This is a genomic window from Paraburkholderia bryophila, from assembly GCF_013409255.1.
In the GTDB taxonomy this organism is placed as follows: domain Bacteria; phylum Pseudomonadota; class Gammaproteobacteria; order Burkholderiales; family Burkholderiaceae; genus Paraburkholderia.
The window spans coordinates 2,141,465-2,157,797 of sequence record NZ_JACCAS010000001.1 but is presented as its reverse complement, the minus strand read 5'-3'; the positions used below and the strand labels follow the sequence as shown (position 1 = coordinate 2,157,797).

Sequence of the window (16,333 nt, the reverse complement as noted above, 5' to 3'; positions counted from 1 at the left end):
CCAAAAACGGTTTTACTAACACTTCACGACAGCAGACAGACCCGGAAAGCACTAATTCGTTCCCGAGTGGCGCCACGCTGGGCGAGGCGCCAGGTCTGCTGTCAACTGACTGTCATGCTGCTGAAATCAACCTGCCGGCTTCAAGGTAATCAGGAAGCTCGTCGGCGTCTTGCCGTTGATATCCTGAGGCATCGGGTCGGTACGCTGGACGGCGCGCAAAGCAGCGTCGTCCCACGCCGAGTTTCCGCTGCCGCGCTGGATCGTTGCGTCGAGCAGGGTGCCGGTCGGCGAGCAACGCACGGAAACAACGGTTTCCAGACCGGCCGTTTCACCCCCCCACGAAATGTGCGGGCGCACTGCACGGCGGACCTTGTCCGAGTAACCCGGCGATGTCGCCGTGCCACCCGAGCCGGTGCCCGTGCCGCTCTTGCCAAGCCCATCGGTCGAGCCTGTTCCGCCGGCCGAACCTTGCATCATCTGCGCGAGACGCGCGCGGCGTTCCGAATCCACCTTCTTGGCTTGGGCCGTAGCGTCGGCTTGAGCTTTGGCCTTCGCCGCTTTCTGCGCATCGGCCTTCTTCTGCGCCGCTTCAGCATCGGCTTGCTTCTGCTGTTCCTGCTGCTGTTCTTTCAGCTGTTGCTTTTGCTGATCGGCCAGTTGCTGTTGCTTGAGCTTGTCGGCCTGCTGCTGTTGCTGCTGCTTCTGTTTGGCTGCCGTAGCCTTTTGTGCGGCGAGTTGCGCAGCCTGGTCGGCCGCCAGTTGCTGCTGACGTTTCGCCTCGGCTTCTTGCTGGGCCTGCAACTTTTGCTGACGCAACAGCTCAGCCAGTTGCGCCTGACGAGCCGCTTCCTGTTGCTGGCGTTTCTTTTCCTGCAACGCGATGTCGGCCTGTTCGTCCGGCAGCGGCGGGGCAGGGGCGACCGGCACGGGCGGCGGTGGCGGAACCGGACGCGGAATGGCCGTATCCGGCACCTCGGTCCACAACTCGGCTTCCGCGCCTTCCGGCGTACTGTTTTGCCACTGAATGCCGTGATACAGGAAGAACCCGAGCAACGCGTGCATCACCAGCGCGAACACAAAGGCTCGCCAGGTGCCGCGTTCGCGCGGTGGCTGGAGCGGGTAGTCGGGATTCTTGCGGATCATTGCGATTTGACGAGCAATCCAACGCGTTTGACGCCTTCGCCTTTCAGCTCGGACATCACGTTCATTACAACTTCGTACTTCACGGTTTTGTCGGCGGCGATCACGACCGGCTGATCGGGATGCGCTTGCGCACGATCGGCGATGAAGCCTTTCAGATCAGCCTTCGTCATGTCTTCCTGCTGCTGCGCGCCGGAATCGTCCTTGTATTTGACGCTCATGTTGCCGTCCGCGCGGATGTTCACGATCACGGGCGGCGTTTGCTGTTGCGGCGCGGCGCCGCCGACAGTGGGCAGATTGACGATCGACGGAGCGACCAGCGGCGCGGTCACCATGAAGATCACGAGCAGCACGAGCATCACGTCGATATACGGCACGACGTTGATGTCGGCCATGGCGCGGCGCTGACGGCTGCCGCGCATGCTGGAGGAACGAGAGCCTGCCATCGTGGACTCCTTACTGTGCCTGGCGCTGCAGAATGTTCGAGAACTCTTCGATGAAGGTCTCGAAGCGGATCGCCAGACGATCGATGTCGTGCGCGTAGCGGTTATAGGCCACCACGGCCGGAATCGCGGCGAACAGGCCGATCGCGGTGGCGGTCAGCGCTTCGGCGATACCCGGCGCGACGTTCGCCAGCGTGGCCTGCTGCACGTTGGCGAGGCCGCGGAACGCGTTCATGATCCCCCACACCGTGCCGAACAGACCGATATATGGGCTGACCGAGCCGACCGACGCGAGAAACGCGAGATTGGCCTCGAGCACGTCCATTTCACGCTGGAACGCGGCGCGCATGGCGCGCCGTGCGCCGTCAAGAATCGCGCCCGAGTCATTCAGACGTTTTTCCTTGCCCTTCAGGAATTCGCGCATGCCGGACTCGAAAATGCGTTCCAGCGCGCCGATCGTATGGCGGTTGTTGGCCGCGCTTTGATACAGCGCCTGCAGGTCGCCGCCCGACCAGAAATCGCGTTCGAAGCGTTCAGTTTGCGCGCGCGCCCGGCGGATCGCAAACCACTTGCGGAAGATGAAAGTCCACGACAACAGCGACAGCAACAGCAGCAGCGCCATCACGGCCTGCGCTAGCAGGCTCGCATTGAGTACGAGTGAAACGATCGACAGATCTTGTGTAGTGTTCATAAAGGTTCGTTTTAACGTCCCGGAAGGGGGCGTCCGGCTGCAAGGTCAGTCGAAGCTTGCCGTGAGCAAAACGGAAGCATCGGCGAGATTGCAAGCCGAACCATGCTTTGTGTTGCTAGATCGATATGAGTTCACTGGCCCCGTAACAACGGGGTTCAGTCGTTGTCCGTTGACACGCCGCCGCTGCTCGCGGCCGGCCCGCGCCGCAAAGCGGCCAGAACCGGCGAAGGAATCGCGGCCGGCCGCAGCGCAATGCGATCGACGCAGCCGATCCGGATGGAACCGGTAGCAAGCAGCGTGCCGTCGCGCCAAGCCTCCTGCACGAAGTCGACCGATGCCCTGCCTAGCCGTTCGATCCGGCTCACGACGTTGACAATATCGTCGAGCCGTGCCGGCGCCCGATAGTCGACCGCGGTGCTGCTCACGATAAACATCGTGCCTGTTTCATCCGCGAGCCGGCGCTGGTCGACGCCGCACGCGCGCAGCCATTCGGTGCGCGCCCGTTCAAAAAACTTCAGGTAGTTCGCGTAAAACACGATGCCGCCGGCGTCGGTATCTTCGTAGTACACGCGGATAGACCACGTGCCGCCGATTTCGGTGCCGGGCAGGCTGGTCGACTCATTCATGCGGCGCATTTTACCGGAACGCATACCTTGAGGTCTGTTTCAAAGTGTGCGCCTTACCCGGCGGGCCTCAGCCGCGATGAACGCTCAAAGCGGAGAACGATTGGGCCACCGGCATCAGTTCGATTGTGTTGATGTTGACGTGGGCCGGCCGGGTGGCGATCCAGTAGATCGAGTCGGCGATGTCTTCGGGCGTCAGCGGTTGCACGTTTTCGTACATTTTCGCGGCCTTGTCGTCGTCGCCGCGAAAACGCACGTTCGAGAACTCGGTGCCGCCGCACAGGCCCGGCTCGATGTCGGTCACGCGCAACGCGGTGCCGGCCAGATCGGCGCGCAGGTTCAGGCTGAACTGGCGCACGAAGGCCTTGGTGGCGCCGTAAACGTTGCCACCTGCGTACGGCCAGCTACCGGCCGCCGAGCCAAGGTTAAAGACGTGACCGCGATTGCGCTCCACCATGCCGGGCAGCAAGGCGTGCGTAACCTGCACGAGACCCGTGCAGTTGGTTTCGATCATGGTGTTCCACGCGTCCAGACTCGCTTTTTGCGCCGGCTCGGTGCCAAGCGCGAGGCCGGCGTTGTTGACGAGCACGTCGATTTCGGCGAAATCCGCCGGCAACCCGGCGGGCACCGCCTCGACGGCCGCGCGGTCGCGCACGTCGAGTTCGTAGGGCAGAAGCGCGTCGCCGAGTTCGTCGGCGAGCGCCTGAAGGCGGTCCTTCCGGCGCGCGGTGGCGACGACACGATGGCCGCCCTTGACGAAGGCGCGAGCGATAGCAGCGCCGAATCCCGCGGACGCTCCGGTGACGAACACGATCATTGCATTTTCCTGGTCGGTAAAGGAGAAAGGTCCCAAGCCTACTTCCAATGCGGCGCTGCGGCAAGGCTGAACCAGCCGCATGAGCGGCTGTGGCAGGGACGCGCAGCGGCTTTGCAGCGCGTTTTCATCAGACCTTTGCACGTCGCACCCGAAGGCCGCTGGGCCGGCCTCGCGAGCGCGCCCAGCATCGACGGGAAGCCGGTTGCCTATTCGATCCTCTTCCAATAAACTAACGCGCTCATCCCTGCGTGACTGGCGATAGAACCGGTTCAAGCAATCGGGTTCAAGGTGGAACAACCCACCGTGAAGCGCAGGGTGCCGTTTTGCCGTTTTGCCGTTCGCCTGGGCAGCCGTGATCCGCGCGCATTGATCTGCGCTGACGGTGGCTGTCCTGCCTCGCGTGTGCGGCGTCTCTCTATCCGCCACGTCAGGGCTGGCCCAGCCGCCAGCAGTGCTGCGTACCCTCTACGCAAGATTCGGCGCACGATCCGGTCAACCTGAACACACTCAACGGAATCCGTATGTTTGACAGAGCCCAAAGCACCATCGCCAACGTCGATCCTGAACTCTGGAAAGTGATCGAGCAGGAAAACCGCCGTCAGGAAGAACACATCGAACTGATCGCTTCGGAAAACTACACGAGCCCGGCCGTGATGGCCGCGCAAGGCTCGCAGCTCACCAACAAATACGCCGAAGGGTATCCGGGCAAGCGCTACTACGGCGGCTGCGAATTCGTCGACATCGCCGAGCAACTGGCGATCGACCGCGTGAAGCAACTGTTTGGCGCCGAAGCGGCCAACGTGCAGCCGAACTCGGGCTCGCAGGCCAACCAGGGCGTGTTCTTCGCCATGCTGAAGCCGGGCGATACGATCATGGGCATGAGCCTCGCGCACGGCGGTCACCTGACGCACGGTTCGCCGGTCAACATGTCGGGCAAGTGGTTCAACGTCGTCAGCTACGGCCTGAACGAAGCGGAAGACATCGACTACGAAGCCGCTGAGAAACTCGCTCAGGAACACAAGCCGAAGCTGATCGTGGCGGGTGCTTCGGCATTCGCGCTGCGTATCGATTTCGAACGTCTGTCGAAGATCGCCAAGTCGGTCGGCGCGTACTTCATGGTCGACATGGCGCACTACGCCGGTCTGGTCGCCGCGGGCGTCTACCCGAACCCGGTGCCGTTCTCCGATTTCGTCACCACGACCACGCACAAGAGCCTGCGCGGCCCGCGCGGTGGTGTGATCCTGATGAAGGCCGAGTTCGAGAAGCAGATCAACTCGGCCATCTTCCCGGGCATTCAGGGTGGTCCGCTGATGCACGTGATCGCCGGTAAGGCTGTTGCGTTCAAGGAAGCGCTGTCGCCGGAATTCAAGGTGTACCAGCAGCAAGTGGTCGACAACGCGCGCGTGCTGGCTGAAACGCTGGTCAAGCGCGGTCTGCGTATCGTGTCGGGCCGTACCGAAAGCCACGTCATGCTGGTCGATCTGCGCGCCAAGAAGATCACCGGCAAGGCTGCGGAAGCTGCGCTGGGCGCCGCTCACATCACCGTCAACAAGAACGCGATCCCGAACGACCCGGAAAAGCCGTTCGTGACGAGCGGTGTGCGTCTCGGCTCGCCGGCCATGACCACGCGCGGCTTCGGTGTCAAGGAAGCGGAGCAGGTGGGTCATCTGATCGCCGACGTGCTGGACAACCCGGAAGACACCGCCACGATCGAACGTGTGCGCGGTCAGGTTGCCGAGCTGACCCAGCGTTTCCCGGTCTACCGTTAAGCCGTTATGCACTGCCCCTTCTGCCGTCACGCCGATACGCAGGTTGTCGACTCGCGCGTATCCGAAGACGGCGCAACGATTCGCCGGCGCCGCCGCTGCCCGGCCTGCGACAAACGTTTCACGACGTATGAGCGGGTCGAGCTGGCGTTGCCGTCGGTCGTCAAGAAGGACGGCAGCCGCACGGAATTCGATCGCCGCAAGATCGTCGCGAGCATGCAACTGGCGCTGCGCAAGCGCCCGGTCGCAGCGGACGCGATCGACGCGGCCGTCGCCCGCATCGAGTATCAGTTGCTCGGTAGCGGCGAGCGTGAGGTGCGCAGTGAGCGCCTCGGCGAACTCGTCATGAACGAGTTGCGCGCGCTCGATACGATTGCCTACGTTCGTTTTGCCTCCGTTTACCGGCGCTTTGAAGACGTCTCTGAATTCGAAGACGTAATTGAAGAATTTCGCCGCGCCTCTTCTCCTCCCAAGCCTTCCCGCAAGCGCTGATCGCGGCCGCGCCGCGTGCTGCGTTCGAGTATCCGTTTTTCTCCGCATTGATTCGCGCATTGGTAGCTCCCGCTCCGTTATGGTTCGACGCGTGCATTTTTGCGCGGGATAGCGTCTGAGTACCACCTGGCCATTCGGCCGATTGTTGAGGCCTTTGCGAACCGCTAGATTGGCTGCATTCTTTGCAACGATCAGGGATGCAGATGAAACAGGACGCTGTCTGTCGATCGCCATCCGCCGGCTTTACGCTCGTCGAAACGCTGGCCGTGATTGCGCTACTCGCCGTAGTCGCCGTGCTGACGACGCCGTCGTTCGTCGCCTGGCAGGTGCGGGATCAGATCGACGCCCGCGCAAAAGCGCTTGCCTCGACCTTCGCCTATGCGCGCAGTGAAGCGCTGCGTCGCGGGACACGTATTACCGTCTGCCGGGTCGACGCCGCACGCCGGTGTCTTGCCGCGGGGCAGGCTTGCGCCAACGGCATTGCTGACTGGTCTTGCGGCTGGGCCGTCATGGCGGAGCGCAGCGGCACGCTTTCGCTTTTGCGTGCGCATCCTTCGTTAAGCGCGGTGAGCATCAGCGGGACGCAGACGAATCTCACGTTCACGCCGCCGGCGGGGCAATTGATCGGCACGTTTCGCAGTTTCGAAATCGCACCGCGCACACCTTCAAGAGCAACTCAGGGGAACGCGTGGCGACGCTGTATCCATATCGCCGCCGGGGGACGCGTGCGGATTGTCCAGGGTGCTTGCGGAGCCGTGTCGTGAGGCGACTTTCACGGAGGCCCAAGCCGCGTTATTGTGCATTCACGTGCGACGGCAGCTCGCTAATCGAAGTCATGCTGGCGGTCGCGTTGATGGCGGTGACGGCGCTCGGGTTGATCGCCGGTCAATTGTGGACCGCTCGCGAAGCGCATGCGACGGCCCTCCGTGAGCACGCGGCGTGGATAGCCGATTCGGTCGCGGAGGCCACGTGCGCGCCTGCCACGAGCGATGCCGCGATCCGGCAATGGAACGCGCGAGCGGCGGCGCTGTTGCCGCATGGCCAGGCGTCGGTGGAAGGCAGCGGTGGGTTGTCCGCTGCGCGTGTGACGTGGGTGGCCCCGCGCGACATGCCGCCTGCCGACAATATCATCGACAAACCCGAGTCTTGTGGCGGAGCGGATGCTCCCGCCGGTCTCTCATGCGTCGCATTGGCGTTCGCGAAATGATGACGCGTTCGTCTCCTGCTCGCGGCCACACGCTGGTGGAATTCGTGATCGCCATCGCATTGGGTCTGCTGGTGACCGCAGGCGCCGTTTCGCTTTACACAGCGCAGCGAGCGGCATTCGAACAGGCCAGCGACGCGACACGGATTCGCGAAGCTGGGTTGACCGCGTTGACCCTGATCGGGCAGCAACTGCAAATGGCCGGCTTCGTGCCCGCGGACGTCGTGCGCTACGCCAATCCTCCACCGCTATTCGGATGCTCGGGCGGCCGGCCGACGGGCACGGACGACAGCCCCGTCTGCGAGACGCTGTCCAGTCGCTCGGACGGCGTCGTGGTCCGGTATGTTGGAGACAACGTCTCGACATGGCCATCGGCGGGCGGGCAAACCACCGACTGCCTCGGACAAGCCGTGACCGCCTCCAACGCGGCGCTCAGTGACCGCGGTGTCGCGGTCGTGAACCGGTATTTCGCGCGAGTCAGTGGTTCGACCGGGGAGCCGGAGCTCTATTGCGAGGGCAATGGCAAGGCGGGGTCCGCGCAACCACTGGTTGAAGGTGTCGAGCGCGTGCGAATCAAGTACTGGCTAGCTGACCGATTGGACGCAATCGAGGCATCAGCGTTAACGGCTGATCAATGGGCGAAGATTGTTGCCGTCGATCTCTGCGTGCTCGTTCGAGGCGCGCCGCGAGCGCAGCGCGGGAGCTATGTCGATTGCGACGGCGTTCGTGCCATGAGCGCCGACTCGCGCGCGCGGCAGGCGTTCTGGCGGCGCGTGGCGATACGCAATTCGGCGGCGGGGGTTTCTCTGTGACTGCGCATCGAAAGAAGATGGGCCTGCGTGAAGTGTCGCGCGTTCGTCACCACGGCACCGTGCTCCCCATCGTGCTTCTGCTTGCCGCAATGACGTTGGCCACGTCCGCAGCGTGGTTCGAAAGCTCGCTTGCGTCGGCGCGCGCCGCCAGCAACGTCCGCGATTATCTGCAGGCGTTCCATGCGGCCGATTCGGTGCTGACGCTGTGTTCCCGAGCTGTCGTCACGGCGGCAGGTGACGGTGCCGCAGCGACGCCTCCGGCTGCTTCCGGTGAGCCGATGCAATGGAAGCTCGAATCCGCATTCGAAGCTGGCGCTGTCGCACCTGTTTCGCAGTGGCCCGGATCGCTGCGGCCGCCGCAATGTTTGATCGAAGCATGGCGTCTGGCCACGCGCGCCGATGCGCAAGCATTCCTGCTGACTTCGCGTGGCTTCGGGCGGACTAAAGAGTCGCAGGTCTGGCTACAGATGGAACTGGTTATCGAGGGCGAGAAAGTCGAGCGCCATTGGCGCCGTATCGCCGTAAAGCCATTTTGACGGAAGGTTCATGACAGGACGGCATACATCCGCATTCACGTTGCTCGAACTGATGATCACGCTCGCGATCGTTGCCACGCTTGCCATATTCGCTGTGCCTTCGTATCGGAGTCACGTCGAGCGCGCGCATCGAATCGACGCGGCATCGGCGCTGTATCGGGCGGCACAATTCGTCGAGCGCGCGGCAAGCGACAACCTGACGGCCTTGCCTCCCGGTCTGGACCAGGCGCCGCAATTCGGTGCGCCGATCTACAGCCTGCATGTTCTGCCTGCGGACGACACCAACGGCGGCTATTCGATAGAGGCCGCGCCGGCCGAGTCCGGACCCATGCGCGAGGACGCATGCGGCATCTTTACGCTGGATGCGACGGGACAGCGAAGTAATAGAAGCGGGAACAGTGGGAGCAGCGGTTTAACACCGTCAAGCGGTGAGTGCTGGAAGACCGGTTAGCGGGCGACTGGCGGCACTAGCGAGGCGGTAAGCGGAAAAGCAGGAAGCGGCGGGCAGGAGGCGGAGGGCAGGAGGCAGGCGCCCCCAGCCCCTCAATATCCGCCATCCGTCGATTCAACCTTCTCGCGCGAAGACGCGGCCGAGTCGCGCTTCATCTGCTGCCAGATCCGATACGCTTCCCACCCGGCAAGCGCAAGGCCGCCCCACTTGAGCGCTGGTTTGGCGCCAGCGGCAAGCGTCGCGCGCAACGGCTTGGCGAGCACCATCGAAGCGATGGAGCTGATCAGCGGATACTCCTTCAGCAAGGCACCGATATTCCCCGCGTTGAGGAAATTCGACTTCGATCCCGATCCGCGGCCCGGGCGCAAGTTGCTAAACCCAGGCACAAGGAACTTGAGCCAACTGAAATGGGTGACCGCCTGGCGCAGTTCGATGGTTGCCTGAGCGAGCTCCATCCGCTCGACATCCGCGCGCACCATCAGCAGTTCCTTGCGCAGTGCTCGCAGGTGCGGCGCGCTCAGATCTTTTGCCTGGTGGCGTTTGTTACGGAAGGCGGTATCGGAATGGATCTGGCTCATGGCGTGTCGGCGGCAGTGGAGGTGGAGCAATCAGACAATTACAGACAATCGCAAATCAGCTACGAATCGACTGCAAAAAATGGCTGCAAAAAAGCGGCGAGCGGTGCTGCAAATGGTGCAGCGCTGCCGCAGGCAAAGTACGCAGCGCACTCCGCCTCACGGTTTGCGAAACACGTCGCGGTCCTTTTCGAATTCAGCGATAGTCGCTTCAAAGACCATCGGCGCATTGCGCAGACCACTGCGAGCTTTCAGCGCACAGACCAACCCCGCAATCGCATAAACCGCGGTGATGCTGGCCAGCGCCTGCCACCGGTAAGTGTCCCAAAACGCGATCGCGATCAGCGCCGTCAACGCGATCAGCGCCATGGTGGCGAGCATCATCGCGGCAAGGCCGAGAAACAGCACGGCGAGCAGACGGTCTTTTTCTTCGGCGAGTTCAATGCCGACCAGTTCCAGCCGTGTCTGCAGAATGGCAAACACGGATCCGATAATGCGGCGCAACGGGCTGTGTTCTCCGCGCTGCGATTGTGTTTCGATCGTCATATCTGTGGGCGTTGCGCGTAAAGGCCTAACCGGCGCGTGCGCGCGCCAGGAGAAGCGGACCGGCCAGACAGGCGCCGGTCAACCTCGATTCGCTGATGGGCCGGGACGGGGGCCGAGACGCTCGCCGCCCGGTGCATCAGGTGGTGCCTGCTTACTTGCGGTTGATCAGCAAACCCAGCAGCACGCCAGCGCCCGCGGCGATGCCGATGGATGCCCACGGATGCTCATGCACGTAGTCGTCGGTGGCGCGGGCAGCTTTCTTGCCTTTTTCGACTACCACGACCTGCACGTCAGCCGCTTTTTCCTTAGCCTGCTTCAGGCGCGTCAGCGCCGTTTCACGCAGTTCCGAAGCGCGCTCGCCCGTGGCGCTCGCGGCCTGTTTCAGCAGATCTTCCGCGTCCGCGAGGACGGTTTTGATATCCGACATCAATCTCTCCTTGTTGACTTCCGACATAGACAGCTCCCCTTCGGCTCACGCCACGCGTGAATCGTAACCAAAGAAACGGCCGCTGGCGAGCGCAGTGCCCGATTGTTCGAAGGAAACGCACGAACCGTTCCTGGTTGAGGAAAGCTTTGACAACGCTACCACCCACAGCATCATGCAGGAAAGTTTGCTTAAGATGGAGTTGATCTGTCCCGCAAAGTTTCCATTAAAACGGCGAAAATTACAAAAACGCATAAAGTAGTGACGCGATGTTCGTTAGCGGTGCATCGCCTGTCCGGTATGCTTTATCTTTGCGGGGTCGCGGGCAGAAGCTCGCGCGGACTGTCCGAACATCTATAGGAGATACATCATGAGTCTACGTCTTGGCGATATCGCACCGGATTTCGAGCAGGAATCGAGCGTGGGTCGTATCAAGTTTCATGATTGGCTGGGCGACAGCTGGGGCGTGCTGTTTTCGCATCCGGCGGACTTCACGCCGGTCTGCACGACCGAGCTCGGTCTGACTGCCAAGCTGGCCGGCGAGTTCGAGAAGCGCAACGTGAAGACGATCGCGCTGTCGGTCGACACGGCGGAGTCGCACAAGGAATGGATCAAAGACATCAACGAAACGCAGGCGGCCAACGTCGGCTTTCCGATTCTCGCGGACGGCGATCGCAAGGTTGCTGAGCTGTACGACATGATTCACCCGAACGCCAGCGAGACCCTGACGGTCCGTTCGCTGTTCGTGATCGATCCGAAGAAGAAGGTGCGTCTCACCATCACCTATCCGGCCAGCACCGGTCGGAACTTCGACGAAGTGCTGCGGGTGATCGACTCGCTGCAGCTCACTGACAGCCATTCGGTGGCAACGCCGGGCAACTGGAAGCAGGGCGACGACGTGGTGATCGTGCCGTCGTTGAAGGACGAAGAAGTCATCAAGCAGAAATTCCCGAAGGGCTACACGGCGCTGCGTCCGTATTTGCGCATGACGCCGCAGCCGAACAAGTAAGCGACTGAGTTACGCAACACAGCACGGCGAAGCGGGCCCGCTGCGCGACGCAGCAAGCACCACAAAGCACAAGGCCGGTTCTCGCGAGAGAACCGGCCTTGTGTATTTGTCGAGTCAGCGCTTCACCAACCCATTAGAAAAACGCCTGAATCCCCGTTTGCGCACGGCCCAGAATCAGCGCGTGGATATCGTGCGTTCCTTCATAGGTATTTACCACCTCCAGATTCACCAGATGCCGCGCAATCCCGAACTCGTCCGAAATACCGTTGCCGCCGAGCATGTCACGCGCAAGCCGCGCGATATCCAGCGCCTTGCCGCACGAATTGCGCTTCATGATCGACGTGATCTCGACCGCCGCGGTGCCTTCGTCCTTCATGCGGCCGAGGCGTAGCACGCCCTGCAGGCCGAGCGTGATTTCAGTCTGCATGTCGGCGAGCTTCTTCTGGATCAGTTGATTCGCGGCGAGCGGCCGGCCGAACTGCTTGCGGTCCAGCACATACTGACGCGCGGTGTGCCAGCAGGCTTCCGCCGCGCCGAGCGCGCCCCACGCAATGCCGTAGCGCGCTGAGTTCAGGCACGTGAACGGACCGCGCAAGCCGCTGACTTCCGGGAAGCGGTTCTCTTCCGGCACGAACACTTCGTCCATCACGATTTCGCCGGTGATCGACGCCCGCAAGCCGACCTTGCTGTGAATAGTCGGGGTCGACAGCCCCTTCCAGCCCTTCTCGAGAACGAAGCCGCGGATCGAATCCTTGCCGTTCTCCTCCAGCTTCGCCCACACGACGAACACGTCGGCGATCGGCGAATTGGTGATCCACATCTTCGCGCCCGACAGCGAGTAGCCGCCGTCCACCTTCTTCGCGCGCGTGATCATGCTGCCCGGATCGGAGCCGTGATTCGGCTCGGTCAAGCCGAAGCAGCCGATCCATTCGCCGGTAACGAGCTTCGGCAGGTACTTCTGCTTTTGCGCTTCCGAGCCGAATTCATAGATCGGCACAATGACCAACGACGACTGCACCGACATCATCGACCGATAGCCGGAATCGACGCGCTCCACCTCACGCGCAATCAAGCCGTATGCCACGTAGTTCAGCCCGGGGCCGCCGTATTGCTCAGGAATCGTCGGACCGAGCAGGCCGAGTTCGCCCATTTCGCGAAAAATCTCGATGTCGGTCTTCTCATGGCGGAAGGCCTCGAGCACGCGCGGTTGCAGCTTGTCCTGCGCGTAAGCCGCGGCGGCGTCGCGCACCATGCGTTCGTCTTCGGTGAGCTGCTGATCCAGCAGCAACGGGTCTTCCCAGTGAAACTGCGCGGCCTCGGCCATGATTTATCTCCTGATTCCTTCTGGACTGAAATGTCTGAGCTACATCCTTGGGCTTGACTTAAGTTCCGCTATGCGAAACAATGTTTTGCAAACCACGACCGAGTGTATCACCCCATGCCGCCCACATCTACTCTGTCCGATCCGCTCGACGAGCGTAAATTCGTCGTCGCCCTCGCACGCGGGCTGGATTTGCTGCGCGCGTTCAAACCGGGCGAAACCATGCTCGGCAATCGCGATTTCGTCGAACGCACGGGTTTGCCGAAGGCGACGGTCAACCGTCTCGCCTACACGCTGACGGTGCTCGGTTATCTGCGGCTTGACGAAACGCTGGGTAAATATGCGCTCGACGCCGGCGTGTTGTCGCTCGGTTTCGCGCTGCTCTCGGGCACCGACACGCTGGAGCTCGCGCGTCCGCATATGCGCACCTTCGCTCGCGAAGTCGGCGCGGCGGTGTCGCTCGGTTGCCGTGACGGGCTGGACATGATTTATCTGGAGACGATCCGCAGCGAAACCGCGTTGACGCTCGGGCTGGCCTCCGGCTCGAAACTGTCGATGCTGACGAGCTCGATGGGTCGCGCGTATCTCGCCGTGCAACCGGCCGACATGCGCGCCGCGCTGCTGGCCGAACTCAAGAAGGCCGCCGGGAAGGACGGGCCGGTTTTAGTCGCCGACGCCGAAACGGAAATTGCTGCGTTCGCCGCGGAACGCTGCTGCTATTCGTTCCGCGCGTGGCACGACGACGTGAACGCAGTCGCGGTGCCGTTTCGCGAGCCGCGTGAAGGGCGCTGGCTGGTGCTCAGTTGCAGCGGGCCGGCGTCGTCGATGGGAGAGGAGGTGTTTCGTGAGAACGTCGGGCCGCGGTTGAAAGCGCTCGCGCGGCGTCTGGGCGATACGGGTTGAAGCGGTTAAAGCGGGTTGAAGCGCCAGCCACCCCGCTCAAACGGCCCGATCGTGATAGTGCGCATTGAACAACGGCCCTTGCACGAAGCGCACGTCGTACTGCTGCAGCGCCACGAACTGCGCTTCATCCACCACGCGGTTGAAGATCAGCGGAATCCGCAATCGGCTCGCATAACCCACTAGCGGTTTCACCGTCGCATCGCGCAACGCGATGCCGGCATCCATCTTGATGAAGTCGAGCCGCGCGGTTTCCGACACCGACAGAATCTGCCCTGCGTTCGACAGATTGCCCGCCACCTTGAAGCCGTAGCGCTGATAGCTCGTGGTCAGATAGCCGAGAAACGTCTTGTGCGCGACGGCTGCCGCCGGCAACTCGATCACCACCCGCGACGGGTTTAGCCCGAATGACACCAGCACCGTCGAAAAATGGCGGCCGTGGTCGTACTTCACGCTCTTCAGCAGACGCTCGTGCACGCGCAGAAACAGCAATCCGTGCCGCTGCGCGCCAAAGAAATTGATCGCGTGCAGCGCCCGTGACATACGGTCGAGCACGACTAGCTGCTGGTCGTCGGCGATCCGGTCGAACGGGTCGAACACGTCGAACGGCGGCGCGTCGAGGCGCTGCGTGACGGCCTGAAAACCGAGTTCGTCGCCGAACCGGTCCGCGCCCTCGGCGCCGGACGTGAGCGACTGCGCCAGCGAATGCACGCTGATGTCGAAGATCGGCTCGTAACTGCTCGCCAGCTCGTGCCCGTCGAACCGGGCCAGCGCGATGTCGCTGTGCTCGCCGTGTCCCATCGCCAGGTATTCGCCGAGAAACGGATGTTCGGCGGCGCGGGCGATGAGGGTGGGGATGGTCGGCGGAATCATGTAGGCGAATGGATGGCAAAAAAGGCGCGCTCGGCGCCAGGCAACGCGACGCGGTTGCCGCATCCAATGATGGTAGCAGTCCGGCCAGCGCTCACATGAACAAAATGCTCATAACGTTATCCGCCGAACGCTTATCTGCCGGGGCTGCCGGGCGTATTCGAATTGAGCTTCAGGGTATACGTTAATTTCACCATGCGTAATTCGTTTTACTATACGTAAATTGCCGTGTGAGCAGTGACGACGATCGTGCCTGCACAGATCATCTGTCGCCGTTGCCATTCACGCGGCCACCAAACAATCCATCAGGATGAGGGGACACCCGCATGAGTTCCAACCCGGCTCCGGCCGCCGCCAACGTGATCGAAGTCGAGCGCGTGCTCGGCGAAACGCATCACCCGGCCTTCCAGTGGATGCTGCTCGCGTTGTGCGGGCTGTGTCTCGTGATCGACGGCTTCGACGCGCAGGCCATGGGCTATGTCGCGCCTAGCGTGATCGGCGAATGGCATGTGTCGAAGGCTGCGCTCGGCCCGGTATTTAGCGCCAGCCTGTTCGGCATGCTGCTCGGCGCACTGGGTTTGTCGGTGCTGGCGGACCGGATCGGCCGTCGGCCGGTGCTGATCGGCGCGACGTTTTTCTTCGCGCTGTCCATGCTGGCCACGCCGTTCGTCTCGACGATTCCCGCGTTGATCGCGCTGCGCTTCATCACCGGCCTCGGGCTCGGCTGCATCATGCCGAACGCGATGGCGCTGGTCGGCGAGTTCGCGTCGCCCGCGCACCGCGTCAAGCGCATGATGCTGGTGTCGTGCGGCTTCACGCTCGGCGCGGCGCTTGGCGGCTTCGTCAGCGCCGCGCTGATTCCGGCTTACGGTTGGCGCGCGGTGTTCTGGGTCGGCGGCACGGTGCCGCTGCTGCTCGGGTTCGCGATGCTCGCCGCGTTGCCGGAATCGCTGCAATTCCTCGTCATCAAGGGACACAGCGAACGCGCGCTGCGCTGGCTCGCGAAATTCGATCCGACGCTGACGATCGATGCGAACACCCGCGTGGTCGTGCGTGAGAAGGGCACTGGCGGCGCGCCGGTCGCGGAACTGTTCCGCGCGGGCCGCATGCCGGTCACGCTGATTCTGTGGGCGATCAGCTTCATGAACCTGATCGACTTGTACTTCCTGTCGAACTGGCTGCCCACCGTGATGCGCGACGCCGGTTATTCGCCGTCCACCGCGGTGATCGTCGGCACGGTGCTGCAGACGGGCGGCGTGGTCGGCACCTTGCTGCTCGGCTGGTTTATCGAACGGTTCGGTTTCGTGCGCGTGCTGTTCGTGTGTTTTGCCGGCGCGGCGCTCGCGGTCGGCACCATCGGCACGGTCGCGCATGCTTTGCCGTGGCTGCTGATCGTGGTGTTCGCGGGCGGCTTCTGCGTGGTCGGCGGACAACCGGCGGTCAACGCGCTGGCCGGCCATTTCTATCCGACCACGCTGCGCTCGACGGGCATCGGCTGGAGTCTCGGCATCGGCCGGATCGGCTCGGTGATCGGGCCGCTGGTCGGCGGCCAACTGATCGCGATGAACTGGTCGAACGCGTCGCTGTTCCATGCGGCGGCCGTGCCGGTGCTGTGTTCCGCGCTGCTGGTGATCGCGCTCGCCGCGGCGACCCGCCAACGCGGCCGCCCGTCCGAGCCGCAGACCGCGTGAGATGAAACGAACGAGTATCAAC

Annotated in this window: 20 protein-coding genes and 1 riboswitch; of the genes, 10 read left to right on the top strand and 10 right to left on the bottom strand. The window is 62.8% G+C overall.

Annotated features, from left to right (window positions below; all coding sequences use genetic code 11):
* Positions 1-126 precede the first annotated feature (126 nt).
* From tolA to ydfG, 5 genes are all read right to left on the bottom strand, one after another.
* A complete protein-coding gene (gene tolA / locus GGD40_RS09575) occupies positions 127-1,143 on the bottom strand; it encodes a cell envelope integrity protein TolA (protein ID WP_179743479.1) in 1,017 nt (338 codons plus the stop codon).
* On the bottom strand, positions 1,140-1,586 hold the full coding sequence (gene tolR / locus GGD40_RS09570) for a protein TolR (RefSeq protein WP_105507336.1): 447 nt from the start codon (positions 1,584-1,586) through the stop codon (positions 1,140-1,142). Before tolR ends, tolA begins: the two co-directional genes overlap by 4 nt.
* 10 nt (positions 1,587-1,596) lie before the next feature.
* A complete protein-coding gene (tolQ, locus tag GGD40_RS09565; protein ID WP_012431821.1) occupies positions 1,597-2,274 on the bottom strand; it encodes a protein TolQ in 678 nt (225 codons plus the stop codon).
* A 155-nt stretch (positions 2,275-2,429) separates the two neighbouring features.
* The gene (ybgC, locus tag GGD40_RS09560) at positions 2,430-2,909 is read right to left on the bottom strand and encodes a tol-pal system-associated acyl-CoA thioesterase (RefSeq protein ID WP_179744917.1); all 480 of its coding nucleotides are present in this window, start codon (positions 2,907-2,909) and stop codon (positions 2,430-2,432) included.
* 58 nt (positions 2,910-2,967) lie between these two features.
* Positions 2,968-3,714 carry a bifunctional NADP-dependent 3-hydroxy acid dehydrogenase/3-hydroxypropionate dehydrogenase YdfG gene (gene ydfG / locus GGD40_RS09555; protein ID WP_179706745.1) on the bottom strand — a complete coding sequence of 249 codons (747 nt, stop codon included), beginning with the start codon at positions 3,712-3,714 and terminating at the stop codon, positions 2,968-2,970.
* 238 nt (positions 3,715-3,952) lie between these two features.
* A riboswitch (ZMP/ZTP riboswitch) is annotated at positions 3,953-4,069 on the top strand.
* 166 nt (positions 4,070-4,235) lie between these two features.
* Here ydfG and glyA point away from each other — a divergent pair.
* The 7 genes from glyA (at position 4,236) to GGD40_RS09520 (ending at position 8,975) form a co-directional block, all read left to right on the top strand.
* Positions 4,236-5,483 (top strand): serine hydroxymethyltransferase, encoded by a 1,248-nt coding sequence (gene glyA / locus GGD40_RS09550; protein ID WP_179706743.1) that lies wholly within the window; start codon positions 4,236-4,238, stop codon positions 5,481-5,483.
* Positions 5,484-5,489: 6 nt separating this feature from the next.
* The gene (gene nrdR, locus GGD40_RS09545; RefSeq protein ID WP_027799387.1) at positions 5,490-5,972 is read left to right on the top strand and encodes a transcriptional regulator NrdR; all 483 of its coding nucleotides are present in this window, start codon (positions 5,490-5,492) and stop codon (positions 5,970-5,972) included.
* A 203-nt stretch (positions 5,973-6,175) separates the two neighbouring features.
* The gene (locus GGD40_RS09540; RefSeq protein WP_179743478.1) at positions 6,176-6,736 is read left to right on the top strand and encodes a GspH/FimT family pseudopilin; all 561 of its coding nucleotides are present in this window, start codon (positions 6,176-6,178) and stop codon (positions 6,734-6,736) included.
* Between the two features lie 71 nt (positions 6,737-6,807).
* A complete protein-coding gene (locus GGD40_RS09535) occupies positions 6,808-7,179 on the top strand; it encodes a hypothetical protein (RefSeq protein WP_218901077.1) in 372 nt (123 codons plus the stop codon).
* Positions 7,176-7,988 (top strand): PilW family protein, encoded by an 813-nt coding sequence (locus GGD40_RS09530; protein ID WP_179743476.1) that lies wholly within the window; start codon positions 7,176-7,178, stop codon positions 7,986-7,988. Before GGD40_RS09535 ends, GGD40_RS09530 begins: the two co-directional genes overlap by 4 nt.
* 17 nt (positions 7,989-8,005) lie before the next feature.
* A complete protein-coding gene (locus tag GGD40_RS09525) occupies positions 8,006-8,524 on the top strand; it encodes a pilus assembly PilX family protein (protein WP_257030497.1) in 519 nt (172 codons plus the stop codon).
* Positions 8,525-8,534: 10 nt separating this feature from the next.
* Complete coding sequence (locus tag GGD40_RS09520; protein WP_179743475.1) at positions 8,535-8,975, top strand: type IV pilin protein; 441 nt, start codon at positions 8,535-8,537, stop codon at positions 8,973-8,975.
* Between the two features lie 92 nt (positions 8,976-9,067).
* On the opposite strand, the gene GGD40_RS09515 is transcribed toward GGD40_RS09520, so the two are convergent.
* The 3 genes from GGD40_RS09515 to GGD40_RS09505 all read right to left on the bottom strand — a co-directional run bounded on the left by GGD40_RS09515 (position 9,068) and on the right by GGD40_RS09505 (position 10,550).
* Entirely contained in the window at positions 9,068-9,553 is a 486-nt protein-coding gene (locus GGD40_RS09515; RefSeq protein WP_179706733.1) for a DUF3318 domain-containing protein, read from the bottom strand.
* 156 nt (positions 9,554-9,709) lie between these two features.
* Positions 9,710-10,096, bottom strand: a complete 387-nt coding sequence (locus GGD40_RS09510; protein ID WP_179706730.1) for a phage holin family protein — start codon at positions 10,094-10,096, stop codon at positions 9,710-9,712.
* A 151-nt stretch (positions 10,097-10,247) separates the two neighbouring features.
* Entirely contained in the window at positions 10,248-10,550 is a 303-nt protein-coding gene (locus GGD40_RS09505; protein ID WP_028198798.1) for a DUF883 family protein, read from the bottom strand.
* A gap of 340 nt (positions 10,551-10,890) precedes the next feature.
* Here GGD40_RS09505 and GGD40_RS09500 point away from each other — a divergent pair, with 340 nt between their 5' ends.
* Complete coding sequence (locus GGD40_RS09500; RefSeq protein WP_179706728.1) at positions 10,891-11,529, top strand: peroxiredoxin; 639 nt, start codon at positions 10,891-10,893, stop codon at positions 11,527-11,529.
* Between the two features lie 133 nt (positions 11,530-11,662).
* Here GGD40_RS09500 and GGD40_RS09495 read toward each other — a convergent pair whose 3' ends face one another.
* Positions 11,663-12,853, bottom strand: coding sequence for an acyl-CoA dehydrogenase (locus GGD40_RS09495; RefSeq protein WP_035552889.1), 1,191 nt, complete (start codon positions 12,851-12,853; stop codon positions 11,663-11,665).
* Positions 12,854-12,967: 114 nt separating this feature from the next.
* Here GGD40_RS09495 and GGD40_RS09490 point away from each other — a divergent pair, with 114 nt between their 5' ends.
* Complete coding sequence (locus GGD40_RS09490; RefSeq protein ID WP_179743474.1) at positions 12,968-13,753, top strand: IclR family transcriptional regulator; 786 nt, start codon at positions 12,968-12,970, stop codon at positions 13,751-13,753.
* A 36-nt stretch (positions 13,754-13,789) separates the two neighbouring features.
* Here GGD40_RS09490 and GGD40_RS09485 read toward each other — a convergent pair whose 3' ends face one another.
* Positions 13,790-14,623, bottom strand: a complete 834-nt coding sequence (locus GGD40_RS09485; protein ID WP_179743473.1) for an EAL domain-containing protein — start codon at positions 14,621-14,623, stop codon at positions 13,790-13,792.
* 323 nt (positions 14,624-14,946) lie between these two features.
* Here GGD40_RS09485 and GGD40_RS09480 point away from each other — a divergent pair, with 323 nt between their 5' ends.
* Positions 14,947-16,311: an MFS transporter gene (locus tag GGD40_RS09480; RefSeq protein ID WP_179743472.1), complete on the top strand. Its 1,365-nt coding sequence runs from the start codon at positions 14,947-14,949 to the stop codon at positions 16,309-16,311.
* Positions 16,312-16,333 lie beyond the last annotated feature (22 nt).

What these genes read in the sequence shown, in the direction of transcription:
- GGD40_RS09495 (WP_035552889.1), bottom strand. Translation starts at nt 12,853, where the DNA reads ATGGCCGAGGCCGCGCAGTTTCACTGGGAAGACCCGTTGCTGCTGGAT.
- nrdR (WP_027799387.1), top strand. Translation starts at nt 5,490, where the DNA reads ATGCACTGCCCCTTCTGCCGTCACGCCGATACGCAGGTTGTCGACTCG.
- GGD40_RS09540 (WP_179743478.1), top strand. Translation starts at nt 6,176, where the DNA reads ATGAAACAGGACGCTGTCTGTCGATCGCCATCCGCCGGCTTTACGCTC.
- GGD40_RS09525 (WP_257030497.1), top strand. Translation starts at nt 8,006, where the DNA reads ATGGGCCTGCGTGAAGTGTCGCGCGTTCGTCACCACGGCACCGTGCTC.
- ybgC (WP_179744917.1), bottom strand. Translation starts at nt 2,909, where the DNA reads ATGCGCCGCATGAATGAGTCGACCAGCCTGCCCGGCACCGAAATCGGC.
- GGD40_RS09520 (WP_179743475.1), top strand. Translation starts at nt 8,535, where the DNA reads ATGACAGGACGGCATACATCCGCATTCACGTTGCTCGAACTGATGATC.
- GGD40_RS09510 (WP_179706730.1), bottom strand. Translation starts at nt 10,096, where the DNA reads ATGACGATCGAAACACAATCGCAGCGCGGAGAACACAGCCCGTTGCGC.
- GGD40_RS09535 (WP_218901077.1), top strand. Translation starts at nt 6,808, where the DNA reads ATGCTGGCGGTCGCGTTGATGGCGGTGACGGCGCTCGGGTTGATCGCC.
- GGD40_RS09480 (WP_179743472.1), top strand. Translation starts at nt 14,947, where the DNA reads ATGAGTTCCAACCCGGCTCCGGCCGCCGCCAACGTGATCGAAGTCGAG.
- GGD40_RS09530 (WP_179743476.1), top strand. Translation starts at nt 7,176, where the DNA reads ATGATGACGCGTTCGTCTCCTGCTCGCGGCCACACGCTGGTGGAATTC.
- GGD40_RS09485 (WP_179743473.1), bottom strand. Translation starts at nt 14,623, where the DNA reads ATGATTCCGCCGACCATCCCCACCCTCATCGCCCGCGCCGCCGAACAT.
- tolQ (WP_012431821.1), bottom strand. Translation starts at nt 2,274, where the DNA reads ATGAACACTACACAAGATCTGTCGATCGTTTCACTCGTACTCAATGCG.
- ydfG (WP_179706745.1), bottom strand. Translation starts at nt 3,714, where the DNA reads ATGATCGTGTTCGTCACCGGAGCGTCCGCGGGATTCGGCGCTGCTATC.
- glyA (WP_179706743.1), top strand. Translation starts at nt 4,236, where the DNA reads ATGTTTGACAGAGCCCAAAGCACCATCGCCAACGTCGATCCTGAACTC.
- tolR (WP_105507336.1), bottom strand. Translation starts at nt 1,586, where the DNA reads ATGGCAGGCTCTCGTTCCTCCAGCATGCGCGGCAGCCGTCAGCGCCGC.
- GGD40_RS09490 (WP_179743474.1), top strand. Translation starts at nt 12,968, where the DNA reads ATGCCGCCCACATCTACTCTGTCCGATCCGCTCGACGAGCGTAAATTC.
- GGD40_RS09500 (WP_179706728.1), top strand. Translation starts at nt 10,891, where the DNA reads ATGAGTCTACGTCTTGGCGATATCGCACCGGATTTCGAGCAGGAATCG.
- tolA (WP_179743479.1), bottom strand. Translation starts at nt 1,143, where the DNA reads ATGATCCGCAAGAATCCCGACTACCCGCTCCAGCCACCGCGCGAACGC.
- GGD40_RS09505 (WP_028198798.1), bottom strand. Translation starts at nt 10,550, where the DNA reads ATGTCGGAAGTCAACAAGGAGAGATTGATGTCGGATATCAAAACCGTC.
- GGD40_RS09515 (WP_179706733.1), bottom strand. Translation starts at nt 9,553, where the DNA reads ATGAGCCAGATCCATTCCGATACCGCCTTCCGTAACAAACGCCACCAG.